This window comes from uncultured Acidaminococcus sp. (genome assembly GCA_900538365.1).
In the GTDB taxonomy this organism is placed as follows: Bacteria; Bacillota; Negativicutes; order Acidaminococcales; family Acidaminococcaceae; genus Acidaminococcus.
Genome location: UPXT01000014.1, coordinates 1 through 16,950 on the forward strand (window position 1 = coordinate 1; position 16,950 = coordinate 16,950).

The 16,950-nt window shown below is 50.1% G+C and carries 14 protein-coding genes; 3 read left to right on the forward strand and 11 right to left on the reverse strand.

The genetic code is table 11. From position 1 onward, the window contains the following. Positions 1-38: 38 nt before the first annotated feature. From QZQ08_RS04300 to QZQ08_RS04325, 6 genes are all read right to left on the reverse strand, one after another. On the reverse strand, positions 39-1,604 hold the full coding sequence (locus tag QZQ08_RS04300) for a BCCT family transporter (protein ID WP_296328368.1): 1,566 nt from the start codon (positions 1,602-1,604) through the stop codon (positions 39-41). Positions 1,605-1,901: 297 nt separating this feature from the next. Continuing rightward, positions 1,902-3,587 carry a sigma-54-dependent Fis family transcriptional regulator gene (locus QZQ08_RS04305; protein WP_296328371.1) on the reverse strand — a complete coding sequence of 562 codons (1,686 nt, stop codon included), beginning with the start codon at positions 3,585-3,587 and terminating at the stop codon, positions 1,902-1,904. Between the two features lie 131 nt (positions 3,588-3,718). Then, entirely contained in the window at positions 3,719-4,339 is a 621-nt protein-coding gene (locus QZQ08_RS04310; RefSeq protein WP_296328376.1) for a cyclodeaminase/cyclohydrolase family protein, read from the reverse strand. Between the two features lie 29 nt (positions 4,340-4,368). Further along, positions 4,369-6,039: a formate--tetrahydrofolate ligase gene (locus QZQ08_RS04315; RefSeq protein ID WP_296328378.1), complete on the reverse strand. Its 1,671-nt coding sequence runs from the start codon at positions 6,037-6,039 to the stop codon at positions 4,369-4,371. Positions 6,040-6,069: 30 nt separating this feature from the next. Then, complete coding sequence (gene ftcD, locus QZQ08_RS04320) at positions 6,070-6,975, reverse strand: glutamate formimidoyltransferase (RefSeq protein ID WP_120110752.1); 906 nt, start codon at positions 6,973-6,975, stop codon at positions 6,070-6,072. A 69-nt stretch (positions 6,976-7,044) separates the two neighbouring features. Next, positions 7,045-7,188, reverse strand: a complete 144-nt coding sequence (locus QZQ08_RS04325) for a hypothetical protein (RefSeq protein WP_296328385.1) — start codon at positions 7,186-7,188, stop codon at positions 7,045-7,047. Between the two features lie 20 nt (positions 7,189-7,208). On the opposite strand from QZQ08_RS04325, the gene QZQ08_RS04330 reads away from it, so the two are divergent. Together QZQ08_RS04330 and QZQ08_RS04335 are read left to right on the forward strand one after the other, a co-directional pair. Then, a complete protein-coding gene (locus QZQ08_RS04330) occupies positions 7,209-7,778 on the forward strand; it encodes a HutD family protein (protein WP_296328388.1) in 570 nt (189 codons plus the stop codon). Positions 7,779-7,788: 10 nt separating this feature from the next. Beyond that, complete coding sequence (locus QZQ08_RS04335) at positions 7,789-8,418, forward strand: formate/nitrite transporter family protein (protein ID WP_296328392.1); 630 nt, start codon at positions 7,789-7,791, stop codon at positions 8,416-8,418. 41 nt (positions 8,419-8,459) lie between these two features. Here QZQ08_RS04335 and QZQ08_RS04340 read toward each other — a convergent pair whose 3' ends face one another. The 4 genes from QZQ08_RS04340 to QZQ08_RS04355 all read right to left on the reverse strand — a co-directional run bounded on the left by QZQ08_RS04340 (position 8,460) and on the right by QZQ08_RS04355 (position 13,702). Next, a complete protein-coding gene (locus tag QZQ08_RS04340) occupies positions 8,460-10,055 on the reverse strand; it encodes a hypothetical protein (protein ID WP_296328394.1) in 1,596 nt (531 codons plus the stop codon). A 143-nt stretch (positions 10,056-10,198) separates the two neighbouring features. Then, positions 10,199-12,076 (reverse strand): ATP-dependent zinc metalloprotease FtsH, encoded by a 1,878-nt coding sequence (ftsH, locus tag QZQ08_RS04345; RefSeq protein WP_296328397.1) that lies wholly within the window; start codon positions 12,074-12,076, stop codon positions 10,199-10,201. Positions 12,077-12,174: 98 nt separating this feature from the next. Further along, positions 12,175-13,233, reverse strand: coding sequence for an A/G-specific adenine glycosylase (gene mutY / locus QZQ08_RS04350; RefSeq protein ID WP_296328400.1), 1,059 nt, complete (start codon positions 13,231-13,233; stop codon positions 12,175-12,177). Further along, positions 13,217-13,702 carry an 8-oxo-dGTP diphosphatase gene (locus QZQ08_RS04355; protein WP_296328403.1) on the reverse strand — a complete coding sequence of 162 codons (486 nt, stop codon included), beginning with the start codon at positions 13,700-13,702 and terminating at the stop codon, positions 13,217-13,219. The genes mutY and QZQ08_RS04355 overlap by 17 nt, the downstream gene beginning before the upstream one ends. Before the next feature lie 391 nt (positions 13,703-14,093). On the opposite strand from QZQ08_RS04355, the gene QZQ08_RS04360 reads away from it, so the two are divergent. Beyond that, positions 14,094-15,626: an AbgT family transporter gene (locus QZQ08_RS04360; protein ID WP_366140923.1), complete on the forward strand. Its 1,533-nt coding sequence runs from the start codon at positions 14,094-14,096 to the stop codon at positions 15,624-15,626. A gap of 174 nt (positions 15,627-15,800) precedes the next feature. Here the strand turns inward: QZQ08_RS04360 and QZQ08_RS04365 are convergent, their stop codons facing one another. After that, positions 15,801-16,910 carry a M20 family metallopeptidase gene (locus tag QZQ08_RS04365; RefSeq protein ID WP_296328411.1) on the reverse strand — a complete coding sequence of 370 codons (1,110 nt, stop codon included), beginning with the start codon at positions 16,908-16,910 and terminating at the stop codon, positions 15,801-15,803. Positions 16,911-16,950 lie beyond the last annotated feature (40 nt).

Genomic DNA, 16,950 nt, shown 5'->3' on the forward strand with positions numbered 1-16,950 from the left:
CCAAAAGATTTCCTGTATGTCTTTTTATATGTCCTATTTCATTTTACAATTAACCTATCCTTTTTTGTCCGGTTGTCGAAGAAAAAGACCTTGACAGCTGCCAGTACCTGAAGAATAAAGATGGCTAGGACCACAAAGCCCCCGCAGGCTGCAAGAAACTTGACCCCGTCAACCCCTTGGGCGCCGCCGCCAAAAGCAACCATGATGCAGGCAATGGCGCCGATGGAAACGCCCCAAACCACCTTCTGCCAAAGAGCCGGTTCCTCATCGTGACGGGCACCAGCCGTGCAAAGTGCAGCAATTGTCGTGGACATGGTATCGGCTGTTGTGGAAAAAGCAGCGATGAGCGTGACGATGATGACAGGAACCAGAAGCGAGCCCAAGGGAATTGCCTGAAGGAAAGTCCAAATTCCCGCCACAGCACCGCCGCTCTTAATGGCCCCGACAATATCAACACGGCCGGAAAGCTGCCAATCCAGGGCAGTGCCGCCCCAAACGGCAAACCAAACAAGGCCAAAGACGGCCGGCAAGATCCAGTTAATAAGCAAAAATTGCTTGACAGTGCGGCCGTAGGCAATCATGGCAAAGAAAATCCCCATGAGGGGTGCATAGGCAATCCAAATGGCCCAGTCATACATGGTCCACCAGGTTACAAGTGCCTTGCCGCCTGCAATATAGGGATCAAGCCCCCATGTCCAAAAACGATCAAGCCAGTAGCCCACACCTACATTGGCTAGGTTCAGGATATAAACCGTAGGACCAATGATAATGAACAGGAAAAGCAGCAAATAGAAAATCTTCGTCGTCAGGTTGGCCAGCCACTTAATTCCCCGATCGATGCCAAGAACCGAAGCAATTGTAAATGTCGCCGTGATGATGGCCGTCAGGATGATCCAGACAGAAGGCCCCTGACTGATACCATAAGCAGCGGTAAGGCCAGAGCCAACAAGAGCAAGGCCCGCGCCTAAGGAAGCAGCAAGACCTAGGCCAATGGCGAGAACAGAAAGAGTATCGACAATGGACTTAAAGATGCCCTTTGTGACTTTTTCCCCAAATAAAGGCGTTAGGGAGGCAGAGACCGAAAGTTCTTCGTGCCGATTATAATACATGTAGGCAATGATCACACCGCTCAAGGCGTACATCGCATAGGGAATGAAGGTCCAGTTATAGAAGCAGCGCGCCATGGAAAAAAAGACGGCTTCCTGGGAAAAAGGCTCAATCCCCGAACCTTCCAGTTCGCCATAGATATTGCCCAAATAAATGATAGGTTCATTGACACCATAGGTAATGAGGCCGGTTGCGATTCCACCGGTAAGCGTCATGGCAAACCAAGCGCCAAAGGAAAATTTTGCCTTGGCATTGGGTCCTCCAAAGCGAATCTTTCCCAAAGGAGAAAATGCCAAAATCGTGATGAGAAGCAGCGTCCCTAAAGCAACCCATTGATAGAGCCATCCAAACGTTTCCAGGGACCAGCCAAAAATAGCGGACGTAACTTTTGTCAGCCATGCGTTATTGACAACCCCCAAGATGGCGGCGCCGCCAATCACAAGGAAACAGGGAATAAAAACATCCCAGCGTACAGCTCTTTCCTTCTTTCCATCCATACTCTTTCAACCTCCAAGGGCACCTACCCGGTTTTAAGAAGAAAGCGGACGGGATACCCCATGACCGTCCCCTTTCTTTTGGCTAAGTCAGCCATTTCTTTACTAAAGTATGTTGCAAAAGCCATGCCAATTAAAAAAAGAAGTCAGGGCCCTTTCCACCCAATGGATTCTGTAACTTATCTTGCAGATTTTGCACAAAAAGCGCTTGGAACGATTTTCTTTGCCCCATCATTCCAAGCGCTTTTTATTTCTTGCAGCAAAGTTTTCTTGCTGCAAGATTTTTTGGCGCCAATTTTTCTATTTATCCAGTATTCCATCCCCACTTCCCGCTTCCTGGAACTTTTTCATATGATACTGGAAATTTTGCCGCGTAAGGCCTAGGGTCTCAGCTGCTTTTGTGACGTTTTTCCCGCAGGAAAGATAAGTATTCCACAAAAGGTTCCTTTCAAAATCGTCCATTTGCTCGGCAAAGGTCCTGCCCACTGCCGCAGGAACCGGTTCCCTTCCTATGCGGCTGGGTTCCTTCCGTTCCAAAGGGACGGCATGCCGCAGAAAATAGGAGGGAAAATCACTTTCGTCGAGTATACCATTTTGGGATACACTGATGGCATAGCTCAAGATATGAAAGAGTTCCCGCACGTTGCCTGGCCAATCATGTTCCAAAAGGCGACGCCAAAACTTGGGCGTTAATTCGTGGATGGGCTGGGCCGTCAGCTGTGGATGGCGGTCAATAAAATATCGGACGAGTTCCGGCAGATCCTCCATCCGCCTGCGGAGGGGCGGAATCTCAAGGATAAGGGAAGATAAACGATAAAAAAGATCCTGCCGCATCTTCCCCTCTTGACTTAGGCGATACACATCCTCATTGGATGAGGAAAGGATTCGGACATCAATGGGAATGGAGCGGGTACTGCCGATCCGCTGCAGCGTCTTTTCCTGCAGGACGCGAAGCAATTTTGCCTGCATGAGGGGACTCATGGAGTTCACTTCGTCGAGAAACAAGGTTCCGTGATTTGCCGCTTCGATCAGGCCCATCTTATCCGCAGCGCCTGTGAAAGCGCCCTTGACCGTACCAAAGAGCATACTGTCAATGAGGGTTTCCGGGAAAGCAGCACAGTTCACAGCGATAAAGTTTTCCTTCTTCCGGGAGCTGTATTGATGGATGCTCTGGGCAAGGATTTCCTTTCCCGTCCCTGTTTCCCCTTCGATGAGGATATTCATGTCCCGAAGTGCCATTTTCCGGGCAAGGCGAAGGGTCTCCCGAAGAACGCTCGAAGAACCGATAAAATCGTCAAAGGTGTAGTGGACATCACTTTTGACGGTAAAATCTTCTGTCAGATGCCGCATCAAGATGGCTTCCACTTCATGAAGGACCTGCAGCTGGGTCTTGACAGACTTCATGTCCCGTTCCACGGAAAAAGCCCCTATCAGACTGCCCTTTTCATCAAAGACAGGTTCTGCTTCAACAACGGTCATAAGCTCCTTTCCAGTTGTTGATTTGTAGGAATCGTAGCGGTGATGGACGGGATTTTCGCTTTTAAGAGCGGTAAAGACAGAACTGTAATCCGCATCCAAGGAAAAAACATCAAGGAGCGCCTGTCCTTCCACACTGTCTTCAAGGGGAATCCCCAGGAAACGGCGGCTCGTTTGATTAAAAAAAGAGATGCCACCGGTTTTGGTGTAGAGCTGGATAATATCCGGTGAGGCATCAAGAGCCGCAGCCATGAGTTTTTTCTGGATGTCTTCCTTCTTTAGAAGGAAACAAGTCCCCTGAGGTATACCCAAGGAAGTATAGCGATACAGGTCCCCCTCATAGGAAAGTGTCATATCCTGTGCATGCCAAATAAAACCAGTCAGGGCCCCCACCTTCTGACCTACATAAAAGGCTGCATCCCGCGGACCGGTCCATTCCATGCCAAAAAACACCTGAAAAATGACGCCGTCACCACTAAGAAAAATGGCTAGGTCAAAGATTGATGTCATAGGCTCACCTCTTTTACATTGTTTTTTCCATTGTAACGAGATTCTTAATCAAGCACAATAAAAGAAAGACAGAGAACCAGTTGTTCATGTAAAAAAGAACTGCCGCAGCCAATGCGGCAGTTCTTTGATTTTTAGAGATTGACTTTTCCAAGAAGGGCCTGTTCCTTTCCATCAACTTCTTTTTCGATGGCGGCCATCTTGCCCTTGAGGTCATCTACAAAAGTCTGGTCCTTAATGCTTCCCAAATTGATCTTGACGTTAAGGAAGGCACCGCGGACAGCGGCCCGAGCGTTCATCGCGGCCACGGCACCGTCTGTCACAGCATTGGTGTTGCCGCGCGTAATGACAGCGTCAGCCAGGGCAAAGAGTTCATTTGCCGTTTCACCAACTTTGAAAGGAACCAAGGCAGCACCCTTAGTCGCTTCCTGAATGGCTTTGCTGCGAACAGCCTTTTCCTCGTCCGAACCTTTGGGCATCTTGAAAGCTGCCATGATTTTATTGAAGGCATTACTGTCTTCGTCAATGAGGGCCAGGAACTGATTCTTGAGGGAAGCCGCTTTTTCAGCCACTTCCTTCATTTCCGTTTCCACCGCTGCATATTTTTCTTTGCCAATGGTCAGATGAGCGACCATTTCAATAAGAGCTGCAGCAGAAGCCGCATTCAAGGCAGCTATGCTGCCGCCACCCGGCGCAGGAGAAGAAGAGCTCGTTTCCTGGACGAATCCCTCCACCGTCATTTTCTTTAATTCCATATCTTGATTCCTCGTTTCCTACTGTTATTTTAGAAGAGACCTAAAATCTTGCCCGATGTATCGATGTCCATATTGAGAGCGGCCGGTTTCTTCGGCAGGCCCGGCATGACCATGATGTTGCTGGTCTGGCAGACAATGAAGCCAGCCCCATTGGAGACGCGAACATCCTGGACAGTGATCCGGAACCCTTTCGGAGCCCCCAGAAGGGCCGGGTTGTCGCTGAAGGAGTACTGGGTCTTAGCCACGCAGATCGGAAGTTTATCAAGGCCCCAATCTTCGAGCTGTTTGATCTGTTTCTTTGCGTTAGGCGTAAAATCAACCCCATCACCGCCATAGACCTTTGTCACAATAGCTTCGAGCTTGTGCGGGATCGTGTCGTTTACATCGTAGAGTTCAACCGGTTTGGACGTATCATGTTCGAGCAGGTCAACCAGCTTGTTTGCCATGTCGATACCGCCTTCGCCGCCTTTTTCCCAGCACTCGTTGAGGCTGACATCTACACCGTAGCTTTCGCATTTCTTGAGGAGCATATCGATTTCAGCCGGTGTATCTGCAGCGAATTTGTTGATAGCAACCAGGACGGGCAGACCAAAGCCGCGCATGTTCTCAACCTGTTTGGCAAGGTTCGTAAACCCGTCGCTGACAGCCTGGACATTTTCCTGGGACAGTTCCGTCTTCTTGACGCCGCCATGCATCTTGAGGGCGCGGATCGTAGCAACAATGACAACCGCATCAGGATACATGTTGCCATAATGGCATTTGATGTCGAGGAATTTTTCAGCGCCAAGATCAGCACCGAAGCCAGCTTCCGTAACGGTAATATCGCCCAATTTAAGGGCCATTTTGGTAGCAAGAAGGGAGTTGCATCCGTGGGCAATGTTCGCAAAAGGTCCGCCATGGATGATAGCCGGCGTATGTTCCAGCGTCTGGACGAGGTTCGGTTTGATGGCATCTTTCATGAGCATGGCCATAGCCCCTTCACAGCCCAGCTGATGGACATAGACCGGATTCCCATCAAGGTCCGGGCCAATGACGATACGACCAAAACGTTCCTTCAAGTCTTCAATATCATGGGCCAGGCAAAGGATGGCCATGATTTCGGAAGCAACGGTAATCATGAACCCGTCTTCGCGCACAAAACCGCAGGGTTTACCGCCCAAGCCGACAACAACATGACGGAGAGCACGGTCGTTCATATCCATGACGCGGCGCCAGGAAATCTGACGGGCATCGATCCGCAGTTCATTGCCTTGATGGATATGGTTGTCAATCATTGCGGACAGCAAGTTGTTAGCAGCCGTAATGGCGTGCATATCCCCCGTGAAATGCAGATTGATGTCATCCATAGGAACAACCTGCGCATAGCCGCCGCCAGCAGCACCGCCCTTGATTCCAAACACAGGCCCCAAGGAAGGTTCGCGGAGTGCTACGATGGCTTTTTTGCCAATCTTATTAAGGGCTTGGACAAGGCCAATGCTCGTCGTGGATTTACCCTCCCCAGCAGGGGTAGGCGTGATGGCCGTTACAAGGACCAATTTCCCGTTGGGTTTCTTTTCCAAGCGTTTCAGTACATCAAGGGAAATCTTTGCTTTATAGTGACCATATTGTTCCAGTTCTTCAGGATGGATATCCAGTTTTTCAGCAATCTTGCTAATTGGCTCCATGACATTTTTTTGTGCAATCTCGATATCGCTAAACACGGTAGTTCCCCCTTCCTAGGTATGGGTCGCTTATTCTTCTGCGTCAAGCAGGCGCTTTTCAAGAATTTCGTCCATATCGAAGTTTTCGATTTGGAGATAGTACTCAGCTGCCATGAGCAGGCTCTTCATAGGGACCGTCCCAATGACTTCAGAACCAGCTACGGCAACACCATAACGGCGGGCTTCCATCTTGACCATTTCGAAAGCGCGGTAAACAGCGGTCTTTTCATAGTTGACAAGGTTCATGGAGACCTGGGTCATGTTGCGGTCTTCCAGTTTCAGGCCAATGGCCTTGACATAGTGAAGGCCGCCGCCGATGTTGCGGACTTTCTTGGCAATAGCCTGAGCGATTTCAACATCCGGCGTATGCAGGTTGACGTTGAATGCAATGAGGGGAACTCGGGCACCAACGGCAGAGCAACCGCTTACAGCGTTCATTTCGCTGGGGCCATAGTCCGGTTTCCATTCCGGTTCCTTGATTTTATCAAAGAAGCCTTCGTACTGGCCTTTGCGGACCGTAGCCAAGTTGCGGCGTCCCTCACTTGTTGCGGCATCTTCATAAAGATAGACAGGAATGCCCATTTCACCATAAGCCTTACCGACTTTGTTGGCGATTTCGACACATTCATCCATCGTTACACCCATAACCGGCGTAAAGGGTACAACATCAACAGCACCAAAACGAGGATGGGCCCCATGATGTTCACGCATATCAATCAAACCAATGGCTACCTTTGCCATATTGATGGCAGCTTCCGTTACCGCTTCAGGAGAACCGATGATGGTGACAACAGAACGATTGTGGTCAGGGTCGCTGGAATAGTCCAGGATCTTCAGCCCTGAAATCTTGCGGGCTTCATCAACAATCTTTTCTACCTTTGCTTTGTCACGGCCTTCACTGAAATTCGGAACAAATTCAACCAACTTTTTAGCCATTTGAGCACCTCCATAGGATTTTACCTGTTTTGTCCGTCCCCCAAAGGGACGGCTTTTTTCTGAACGACTTCATTCTATGATGGGACCGACAAAGAAACGTCTGAAAAATAAAAAAAGCGAAAAAAACTTCTTTTGACTAAAATTTGACGGTTTAACAATAGCATGGAAACGACAGCACAGCAGGGCTGTTCCTGCTTTTTCAATGGTTACCATAAAGAAACGAGGTGTCTTGTATGACAGTATCAGTAATTTCCAGGAAAGACGCTGTTTCGACGACTTGGTCGGGCGGAACGACAACCGAATTCTACCTGTTTCCCCGTGATGGTTCCTATAAGGAACGCCGCTTTGACCTGCGCATCAGTTCGGCGACGGTCGACCTTGAAGCATCCGATTTCACCCTTCTGCCAGATTACCAACGCATCATTACACCCCTTGAAGGGGGCTTTACCCTCACCTACAGGGAGACAGGGGAGAAGGTGACCCTTGCCCCCCTGGAAGAAGACTTTTTTGATGGGGCCTACCATACCCATTCCGTCGGAAAGGCCATTGATTTCAATGTCATGTATAAAAAAGGCATGCATGCCGCCTACAGCGTCATCAATGCGTCAAAAAAATTTGGTCTTGCCGATTTCCGGTTTCTCTATGTTCCCTTTCTAGACGCAAAGGACCTCACAGGAAGTACCCTGAATGAATACCCCCTGACACGAGATACGCTCTATGTCAGCGATGACGCATCAGATGCCTTCGTCCTCACACTCAAAAAACCGGTTTCCCTCATCTATGTTTCGGTCCGCAAATCCTAAAGGAGCGTCAATGAGTCCCTTCACACTATTTCGTTCCGCAGTCTGTGCAGGCTTTGCCATCGGTCTCGGCGGTGCGGTTTACTTGCAGCAGACCAGCAAGGCCTTAGGTGCCCTGCTCTTTACGGTTGGTTTATTTGCGGTCTGCGAATGCCGGTTCCATCTTTTTACGGGCAAGATCTGCTATGCTCGGGAGCGATCTTGGCGCAGTTATTGGGAATATCCGGTCATCTTAGGGGGCAATTTCGTCGGGGCCGGCCTTATGGCCTTCCTGCTGTCAGGTACGCGTCTATCTGGTTCCATCCAAAAAGCGGCGGCCGTCCTGATTGCCGTCAAGAATGCGGACAGTCTTGGTTCCCTTTTCATTTTGGGAATCTTGTGCAACATCTTTGTTTTCCTTGCCGTTGAAGGCTATCGTTCTTTTCCTCAGGCCATCGGAAAATATGCCGCCATCTTTTTGGGGATTGCTGTCTTCATCCTAAGTGGGTATGAACACAGCATTGCCGATATGTTCTACTACTTTGCGGCGGGCACCATGGACCTAGCTGCTTTGGGACGGATCCTTGTCATTGCCCTTGGCAACACCTGCGGCGGCCTCATTTCCCATGAAGCGGTCCAGTTTGCCCGCAGTGCGCAAAAGTAAAAATCCACACATAAAAAAACGGTGCTTCCAGCACCGTTTTTTTATTCCTGTCCCTTCTGGGCTTTCATATAATTGACAAAATCCTCAAATTCCAAGGTCTTGTGATTAATCAGCTCGTCGATTCGCATCCGGAGAATGGGCTGCGTTGTCAGTTCCCGCGCCCTGACAAGTGCCATTTGAAGTTTCCCGTTCCACTTCTTGTCAGGCCAAGCCTCAAGGACCTCTACAGCCACGCTGCGGGCTCCTTCGTGGAGGGAGCTCAAACATTCGGCAATAATATCCCCGCCCCAAGGAGGAACATTCATAAGGCCCCGCAGAAGGGGAATGACAAGCCGTTCATCCTGAAGATACGCATCCAGATGAAGCATGGCAAAATCCGTAACTTTTTCAAGACGTGCCTTGCTGCCCGACTGGAGCAGATATGGATAAAGGAGTGTCCTCATAGAATCTTTCTTAAGCAGGTTCCAGACTTGGGTATGGATGTCGATGCCTAGGATATCTGCCAACTGCAGGGGCAGGATATTGACGGATCCATCTTTTGAGAGGATTTCCTTGGGAAGGATCTTCTTCCAGTCCCGTCCCATAACGACACCATCCAAGGTTCCAACATAAAGATGGCACTGGTTCATGCTGAAGTAATCCCAATTTTCATTATCAATCATTTCCTGCAGCTCTTCTCGAAGACTCATGAGCCCTGCCACTTGTTCAAGGGTAGTCTGATGCTGCCCAGCGTGTACAAGGAGCCGGTCCAGGACGTGGCTATAGGAAAGAGGCGGCAGTGCAAGGGCCTTATCCGCCCCGTCTTCTATCGGCTGAGCTTCAAAATTAGCCAAAAAATCAAGATAGTCAACCATGGTGTGAAGGACGGCATCAAAAGTTTCATCATCCAGCTGCTCTTTTTCAAGCATTTCGAGTAGATTGCTTTTTTCGACGACAAGAAGAGCCACTGCAGGATAATCAACCGTGAGATCGCAGCCATTGAGAAGAAGCCAATGTTTTTCTTCAGGCGTAATGAAATCATAAGTCGACATGGCACAGACTCGGCCCCAGCCTCGCGTATGGGTCAAGATCTCCCACAGATCCTCATTTTCAAGAAGATGCCCTAATTCCAGGGCATAGACCACAAAGCTTGTCAGTTCCTCACAGCGGGCAAGCAGCATGAGATCCTTGTGAAGACGTTCCACTTCGTTCAGGTTCTCCTCGTTCAAGAGATGGAGACCGGTCACGGTAATGGCAAGTTTCAGGACCTCCGGGGCAAAGGCATGATAGAGCCAGCGATGGCAGAGATCCCAAAGGGCGTCAGGGATTTCCTGCGTGGACAAAAGGTCGACAAGGTAATCATTATAGACAATAAATGGAACGCTCGAGATGGAAGCATAGAGCTCCTTTTCAGCCTTGGAATCAGGATTTTTCGCATACGCGGCAAGGGCTCCGGCGATGACAGAGCCCACCTCTTCCTGAGGTCGGTCGGGCAGGCTGGCCATGAAAGAGTCGCTTGTTCCCGGTTCCCGAAACAGGACAGCATATGTATCGACAAAATTTTGATCCTCAATGAGATCGGGATCAAAATACCCTTCCTGATTAAGATGATCTTTTATGATTTGGTAGAGACTGCTCTCTTCCTTCCAAAATTCCATAGTGTTCCCTTCTTTTGATCGGAGGATTCCCTCGGCTTTCCGTAGGGTAGTTCGCTTATTATATCACACTTGTCCCCGTTTGTCAGAAGGCGCCTTTTCAGCAAAATGGCCCTGTCCCTTACAGGGCAGGGCCAGCTTATTTTTCATACCCCTTTTTGGGGACTGTCGGGGGCTTGTTCAACTGCAGCAGAGGCTGGGTCCGTTCCTTTCAGGATGGCCATGAATTCATCGCCCGTAATGGTTTCCTTCTTCAAGAGATACTGGGCAAGTTCATCCAACTTCTGTCTATGGGTCTCAAGGATGGTCCGGGCCTTTTGATGGGCCTCCTTGACAACCGAGAAAACAGCTTCATCAATGCGGGCAGCCGTTTCCGGTGCGCAGGCAAGGGAGGTGTCACCGCTCAAGTAGGCATTGTTCACGGTTTCAAGGGCGACCATATCGAAGTCGCTTGTCATGCCAAACCGGGTAATCATGGCCCGAGCAAGTTTTGTTGCCTGTTCAATATCATTGGATGCACCGCTCGTGACCTTGTTGAAAACAACTTCTTCAGCAGACCGTCCCCCTGTCAAGGTAACAATCTTGTTGAAGAGTTCGTCTTTCGTCATAAGAACCTTTTCCTCTGTGTCAACCTGCATGGTATACCCCAAGGCACCGCTCGTCCGGGGAATAATGGTGATCTTATGGACCGGTGCCGACGCGGTCTGACTTGCAGCCACAAGTGCATGACCGATTTCATGATAGGCAATGAGCTGCTTTTCTTTCTCGGAAATAACGGCCCCCTTTCTTTGGGCCCCAGCAATGACGACTTCCACAGATTCTTCAAGGTCCTCTTGGATAACTTCCGTACGGCCCATGCGAACGGCACGAAGGGCAGCTTCATTGACGATATTGGCAAGTTCTGCGCCGGAAGCACCGCTTGTAGCAAGGGCAACCGTATGATAATCCACATCAGGAGAAATCCGCACATCATGGGAATGAACCTTCAAAATGGCTTCCCGCCCCTTAAGGTCCGGCAGTTCCACAGGCACTCGGCGGTCAAAACGACCCGGCCGCAGGAGGGCCTTATCAAGGACTTCCGGACGGTTGGTCGCAGCAAGGATGATAACGCCCTTACTGCCGTCAAAGCCGTCCATTTCGGAAAGGAGCTGGTTCAAGGTCTGTTCCCGTTCGTCGTTGCTGCCAAAGGCACCATTATCGCGTTTTTTGCCTATGGCATCGATTTCATCGATAAAGACAATGCACGGGGCCTTTTCCTGGGCCTGCTTAAAGAGGTCGCGGACACGGGCCGCCCCCATGCCAACGAACATCTCAATGAATTCTGAACCGGAAATAGAGAAAAAGGGGACCTTGGCCTCACCGGCAACAGCCTTGGCAAGGAGGGTCTTGCCCGTACCCGGAGGGCCTACAAGAAGCACGCCCTTAGGCATGGTTGCACCAATGGCCTGGTAGCGGGATGGGTCATGCAGGAAGGACACGATTTCCTGAAGGGCTTCCTTCGCCTCGTCCTGGCCGGCTACATCCTTGAACGTCTTGCCAGTCTGGGCTTCAATATAGACCTTGGCATTGCTCTTACCAAAGCTCATCATATTGCCTCCGCCCAGCTTTGGACCCACAAACCGCATGATCAGCTGGCCAATGACCATAAAGAGCAGGAAGGGGAAAATCCAGTTATTGAAGAACTTGGTCAGCGGCGAATCCTCCCGAGGGATAACCTGGGAAAATTCCACATTTGCCTTGACCAAACGATTGACAAGCTCTGGATCCTCAACGCGGCCCGTGACAAAGATTTCATCTTTGCCATCCTTGTTGCATAGGAGGGCGATGCGGTTCTGATTGATTTCAACTTTGGAAGCCTTGCCTTCATCAACCATCTTCAGGAAGTTGGTATAGGTAACTTCCTGGACGCGAGGTTTAAAGAACATGGGCGTGATGATCGTATTGATGACAAGAATGATGAGGATAGCCGCAAGGTAATAATAAAAAACACGTTTAGAATGATCTTGATGAGGAGAATCATTCATAGTAATCACCTTCTTATTCTAAAAAATAATATCATGGATTGAGATGTATTATATCATATGAATCCGCTCTTGTATACCCCGTAAGGGTACTTATACATTCACCGCGTAAGTATGGCGCCGGGAAGGCAAGCAGAAAGGCATTTTTCTGCCGGCCCGCAAAGAGGCAAGGTCCCAAGGGCCCCTTCGTCGACCCACTCATAAGAAGGATCGGGCAGGCTGCGAGGAATTGCGCCTAGGTAGACCGTAATCCGCCAAATTTGATGGGTAAAGACGTGCCGATGGGTCCAGAGGATCTTTCCCTCAAAATTTCCAAGCATCCGTTCTGCTTCCTTTCGGCTTTCCTTTTCCGTTTTGCCAAGAAAGGTCGGAAGCTCCCATAAGGAAGCAAGAAGGCCTGTTTCCGGCCTTTTGTGAAGAAGCAGCGCCCCTTCCTTACGGATGAAAAGACTTGTCACTTCATAAATGGTTGGCGCCTTTTTCTTTCTGCGGACCGGCAGCTCACCTGTCCGGTTCTCCCGGAATGCGGTACAGAAATCGTTAAGGGGACAAGCTCCGCAGCGCGGCGCACGGGGAATACAAATCGTGGCACCAAGGTCCATCAACGCTTCATTGAAGTCTCCCGGCCGTTCTTGGGGAATAGACGTTTGGGCGATTCGTCCTATGGTTCGTTTGCCCTTAAGAGAAAGGATATCGTCTGAAATCCCAAAAAGACGGGCCATCACCCGCAGCAGGTTGCCATCCACGGCAGGGACAGGGCTGCCAAAGGCCATGGATAAAATGGCACCTGCTGTATAGTCACCGATGCCGGGCAGAGCTCGTACCGCTTCCAGCGTATTCGGGAACTCCCCTTGATGTCGGAGGACGATTTCCCTTGCTGCCTTATGGAGGTTCCTAGCCCTAGAATAATAGCCCAGACCCTGCCATAATTTGAGGACCGCCTCTTCTGGCGCCTGCGCCAAAGCGCTTATGGTAGGGAAAGCTGCCATCCAACGTAAAAAATAATCCTTTACCGTTTCCGTCCGCGTCTGTTGGAGCATGATTTCTGAAACCCACACATGATAGGGGTCACGGGGATGATTGACCCGCCAGGGAAGATCCCGTTTGGCTTCATCGAACCAATGCAAAAGAGCGGGAACCCACTCATTTCCGACTATCAAGATGAACCTCCCGGAAAACGGCATCAAGGACCGTGCTGCCATCTTCAGCAAAAGCAATGGTGCCCCGGACCTGTTTATTCTGAAGGATCAGGGGAATCCATGTTTTGTCCGCTTCCCACATGTCCTCATAAGGCAGGTCTTCCAAGGAAAACCAGCGAGGTTCCATTTCGTCGCTGGCTTCAATGGCACCGGTAAATTTCTTGAGCACATAGACCATGCCCCCATGGGACCAATTCCCATCAGACGGCTGGTCAAAATATAGGTCTGCTACAAGGATCAGGTCCTTTTCCTCGGCAAAAAGACCGCATTCCTCAAATAGTTCCCGCAGAGCACATTCCCGCATAGATTCGCCGATTTCCATCTTGCCGCCAAAGCCGTTCCATTTGCCATAGCCCATGCCCCGTTTCTTGCGGCCCAAAAGGATCCTGCCCTGTCCATCCAGAGGGAAAACCAAGGATGTATCACGCATGTTTACTGCCCCCTCCATCTTGAATAATTATAGAATGGAATGTTTTTTCGCTTTCTTCTATCATACCACAGTTTAGGAGTCATTTCCGGCTTCGCCCCTATTTTACGTAAAATTTTTCCCAGTATAAAACCTCATTTTCTTCCTATTTTTGCGTTTTTTATTTTTGCACTATTCATATTATTAAGTTTTTGGTAAAATAAAGTTGGAACTGATACAAAACTTACGGAAAGGAGGTTCTTGAGACAGTAGGGGAATTGTCTCATCGCTTGGAACAACGTGCCTATCATGCGCATATCATCACCCAGATTCACAGTCCAGAACAAGGGATCCCTTTCATGGTCCCTTGTTCCACATGTAACCAAGGAGAGAAAAAATGTCTGAAAATGAAAAAATGAACACACAGAAAAAGAAGGAGATCAGCGGCTTTTTAAAAGGAGTTGAAATCATCGGCAATAAATTGCCCCATCCTGCCATGCTCTTTCTGCTTTTGGCGGTCATCGTCGTCATCGTATCCCATTTCGTTGCCGCGCAGGGCGTCTCCGTCACCTACTTTGACGCCCGTGCCAAGGCCGAAGTCACCAAAAAAGCCGTATCCCTGCTCACCCCGGATGGGTTTCGCTACATGTTCAATTCTGCGACCAAGAACTTTACCGGATTTGCCCCTTTGGGAACAGTCCTTGTGGCTATGCTCGGGGTCGGTGTTGCTGAATGGACGGGACTCTTCAATACGTCCCTGAAAAAGCTCCTCATGAACGCCAACCCGAAGTTCCTCACCCCCATTGTACTTTTTGCTGGAATCATGTCCAACATTGCCTCTGACGCAGGCTATATCATTGTCATTCCCATTGGTGCCTTGATCTTTGCCATGGCCGGACGGCATCCGCTGGCAGGGATGGCAGCCGCTTTTGCCGGCGTATCGGGTGGGTTCTCCGCAAACCTCCTCATCGGTACGACGGACCCCCTCCTGACCGGTATTACCAACCAAGCCCTCAAGGCAGCAGGGATTGATATGACCCTCGACCCGACCTGCAACTGGTACTTCCTGGCCGCTTCGACCTTTGTCCTGACCATCATAGGGACCATCGTGACGGATAAGATTGTCGAGCCGAACCTTGGCACCTATACCGGTAAGTACAGACCGGACAATGCCCCTGTTACAGACCTTGAAAACAAAGCTCTCCGCAACGCCACTATTGCCCTCATCGTTTACGTCCTGATCATGGCTCTCCTGATGTTCCCAGCCAATGCCCTTTTCCGCACTCCTGAACCGGACGGGGCCATGACCCTCAAAGCCTTCCTTCATGATGGACTCATTCCGGCCATCCTGCTTCTCTTCCTCATCCCGGGCGCTGCCTACGGCTGGACGACGGGCAAACTCCGCACCTCCCATGACCTTGTCGCCGCGATGACGGAAGCCATGAAATCCATGGGCGGATATATGGTCCTTGCCTTCTTCGCGTCCCAGTTCATTGCCTACTTCGGGAAAACCAACCTGGGCCTCATTGTTTCCTTCAAAGGGGCTGACGCGCTTGAAGCAGCAGGCCTTACCGGACTCCCGCTTATTATTCTCTTCATTTTCCTGTCAGCCTTCCTGAACCTCTTTATGGGGTCTGCTTCGGCAAAATGGGCCATCATGGCACCTATCTTTGTTCCCATGATGTATCGGCTCGGTCTTTCTCCGGCCCTGACACAGGTTGCCTACCGAATTGGGGACTCTTCCACCAATATCATTACTCCCCTCATGTCCTATTTTGCCATGATTGTCGTCTTTATGAATAAATATGAAGAAGATGCCGGACTTGGAACCCTCACTTCCATGATGCTGCCTTATTCCATGAGCTTCCTCTGCTTCTGGACCATCATGATGGCCCTTTGGATGATGGCAGGTCTGCCAGTTGGGCCAGGGGCTGGTCTGTTCCTCTAAGCACGGTTTGTTCCCTGATCCTGTCTCATATTGATTCAAAACCATCGGATAACCGATACGGTCCCTGCTCCTTTCAGGGAAAAAGGGACACAAGAAACACCAAAAAAACCGCTGCAGCCTAAGCTGCAGCGGTTTTTTTGGTGTTTCTTCAACGGGCCATCAGCGCGTCTTTTCTTAAAGAAGGCTGTCAACAAGCGCCTGAACAAAAGCATAACGCGGCATGATACTGCTGATCTTTCCATATTCATCCACGGAATGGGCCTTGCCGCCAATGGGGCCCAATCCGTCGATTGTGGGAATCCCAAGGGCAGCGGTAAGATTACCGTCACTGCCGCCGCCGGATTTGGTCCAACCAAAAGAGATGCCTACCTTTTTTGCGGCTTCTTCCGCTTTTCGGCAGAGAATTTCTGTTTTGTCCGAAGGATTCATGGGCGGCCGTTTCATTCCCCCCTCGACCGTGACTTTGATGCGGGCGTCAAAAGGCCTCTTGGCCCAAGCACGAAGCGCTTCATCGATGCGGTGGCCTTCAGCCGCATCCTTGATGCGTACGTCAATGACGCATTCGCAGTGGTCTGCGACCACGTTGGCAGCGGTTCCTCCCGTAATGGTACCAATATTGACAGTCGTCCCTTTTTGGGGGTCGGCAAGGCTAACAATCTGATGGCCCCAGCACATACATTCATGAACTGCACTGGCTCCTTGATCGGGATTGACACCGGCATGGGCTGCAATCCCCTCAAAGATAAGCCGATACTTGCTGATGCCCTTCCGTTCCTTGACAAGATCTCCATTTGGGCGCGCCGACTCCATGATAAGGACAGCCTTTGCCTTTCTGGCTTCTCCTTCAATGATAGGACGGGAATAAATAGAACTGATTTCTTCATCCGGTGTAAAAAGAAGCAGTACATGACCCGTTTTTTTCTCCTTGGAGAGGGCTTCTGCCAAATGGACCATGAAAAGATCACCGCACTTCATATCTGACGCCCCCGGTCCCTTGAAATAATCCCCTTCCGTGGAAAAAGGCCGTGTCACGGTGGTTCCCGCCGGAAAGACCGTATCCATATGACCTAATAAGAGCACATCATAGGTCTTGCCTTCACCCCATTCCGCACGCAGGATGGGACCCACTTCCTTACCGACGGAAATCAATTCAGTCCGCCAAGCCGCAGCGTCCAGCCGTTTTTTGATCCATGCTGCTACCCTACCCGTACCAGCCGCATCCCGGCTGAACGATTCCAAGGCTACAAGTTCCTTGAGTTCTTCCAAAAAAATGGATTCATTCATGAGCTAACCTCCTTTGGGAACAAAAAAGACAAAGACTTGA